The organism is Micromonospora sp. NPDC004336, assembly GCF_053602615.1.
Window position 1 is genome coordinate 1 of record NZ_JBSGDY010000335.1, and the last position, 2337, is coordinate 2337.

At 74.2% G+C, this 2337-nt stretch carries 1 protein-coding gene and 1 pseudogene; both read right to left on the reverse strand.

From position 1 onward, the window contains the following. Positions 1-127: 127 nt before the first annotated feature. Positions 128-808, reverse strand: a pseudogene (locus tag ACWENR_RS30465) (ABC transporter permease); the annotation flags it as partial. Positions 809-889: 81 nt separating this feature from the next. Next, positions 890-2134 carry a hypothetical protein gene (locus ACWENR_RS30470; RefSeq protein WP_452280390.1) on the reverse strand — a complete coding sequence of 415 codons (1245 nt, stop codon included), beginning with the start codon at positions 2132-2134 and terminating at the stop codon, positions 890-892. Between the last annotated feature and the right edge of the window lie 203 nt (positions 2135-2337).

Below are 2337 nucleotides of genomic sequence, written 5' to 3' on the forward strand. Positions count from 1 at the left end.
CGGCATCCCGCCCGGAGGATGCCGCGCCGGGACGACGCCCGCCCCTTTCCGCCGTGACACCCGGCCGCGACCACTCCCACGGAAGCAGCGGGCCCACGATCACTCCCGCGGAAGCAGCGGGCCGAGATCACTCCCAGCGGAAGTAGCGGGCCGCGATCGCGCCCAGCCCCACGGTGAACGCCGCCATCACGGCCAGGTGCGACAGCGCGGGCCAGGAGCCCGCCCAGGCGTCCTGCACGGCCAGGGACGCGGCCCCCAGCGGGGTGAAGTCGGCGATCTTCCGCACCAGGTCCGGCATCAGCGGCCCCGGCGTCCACACCCCGGCGAAGAACATCATCGGGAAGTAGATCAGCTGGCCGACCCCCGACGAGGCCCGGGCACTCGGCGTGACGGCCGCAACGAGCAGCGCGACGGCGCACATCGCGCCCGCGCCGAGCGTGAACGCCAGCACGAGGCCGACCACGTTGCCGGGCGGCGGGACGTCGAAGACGGTCGCCGCCACCAGCCAGGCCAGGCCGCAGGCGACCAGCAGCGCGGCGACGTTCACGGCCACCTGCGCGGCGAGCAACGCCGTCGGCGAGACCGGGGTGGTCGACAGCCGGCGCAGGACACCCCGCTCGCGGTAGCTGGCCACCACGGACACCAGCGTCACCATCGTCACCGTCGCGATGGCCAGCGTCATGGTGATCGGCAGGTAGACCTCCATGGGCCGCCGGCCGTCCAGCTCGTCCGCCGGCTCCCGGAACCCCGGCATGGCCAGGCCGAGCACCAGGATCAGCAGGGCCGGGAACGCGATGGCGAAGACCGGCCCGGTCGGGGAGGTCGCCGTCGCGCAGCCGCAGCGGACCCCGGGATGGCGTCACCCGCTTGCGCGGCGGCGGGGAACAGGTCAGGCGGCGGGGGTGCCACCTGTGCCGCGCACCGCGACCACGCGGCGGCGCCGGGCGAGGAGCAGCACGACCGCGCCGACCGCCACCAGGGCGAGGCCGGTCGCCGCGACCGGTCCGGTCCGCGGCCCGGTGACCGGCAGGCCGCCGCCACCGTTGCCGCTGTTGCCGCCGTCGCCACCGCCGTTGTCGTCGTCGCGCGCGGCGACCAGGACCGCGAAGCCGTCCCGGTTGTCGCTGTCGTCCACGTCGGCCGTCGGCACGGCGACGGCGTTCGCCGGCAGCGCGGTGCGCGGCGGGCCGGAGCGGGCGTCCGTCCGCTCGGCCAGGCCCTCGACCCGCACCGTCCCGCCCGCCAACGTCACGGGCGCCTCGGTGGACGCCGCCAGCGTCACCAGGTCGTGCAGCTCGACGGCGGAGTGGCTGTCGTCGGTCGGGTCGGTGTCCTGGCCGGCCGGTACGAGGGCGAGGGTGTCGTAGGTGCAGACGGCCGAGCGCCGGTCGTCGGCGACCGCGCACTCCGCGGGCGGCCGGGCGAACGTCACCGCCTCGGGCAGGCGCACCGTGAGCCTGACGCCGCCGACCGCCTCGCGGCCCTGGTTGACGATCCGGTATCGCAGCGCGCCCGTCTCACCCGGCTGCAACGTGCCGGTGGGTTCGAGCCGGCCGCCCGCGCCCACCCGCACCGACTGCTTGACGTCCCGCGCCACCACCGACAGGTCGGCCACGGGGTCGTCGACCAGCCTGAGCGTGAACCACCTGCGGTCGCCGGTCTCCATCGGCCCGTCGCCCCACGCCATCCCGGCCTCGACGGAGAACTTCCCCTCGAAGGGCTGGTTGCCCTGGACGCGGACGTCGATGGGCAGGTCCACCGTCTCGCCGGGCGCCGGCAGCAACTCCGGAAGCACGCTCGCCTCGATCCGGCAGTACCAGCCCGAGACGTCGCCGTCGCACTCGCCGGAGCCACCGCCCTCCGGCCACATCAGGGAGATCCGGTGCGGCCAGTCCGGCTCGCCGGGGCGGACGTAGAAGATCACCTGACTCGGCGTCCGGTCGGTGAGGTTGGTGAGTCTGAGGTGGATCCGCTTCTTCTCGACACCCACCGGAACCGTCGTACCGGTCAGGTCGAACGTGAACCGCGGCTGCGCACCGGCCGCCGGGGCGGGACCGGCGGGGACGGCCAGCCCGGCGAGGACGAGCAGCGTCGCCGCGCCCGCCCGCGACAGCCACCGCAGACCAAGACCCATGGCGGACTCCTTCAGTGGTCGACGCCCCCATCCAAGCCGCTCGCATCGACTCTGGCAAACGTCCTCCCCCGGCCGACCCGCCGAGGCGCCGTACGCGCGCCGCGTCTACTAGACGAGTAATTCCTAAGTCCATCCAGGGCTGCGGACGCAGCGAAGGGTGTTGATGATCCGTTTGTGACGACAGACCTCAACACCCTTCTCAC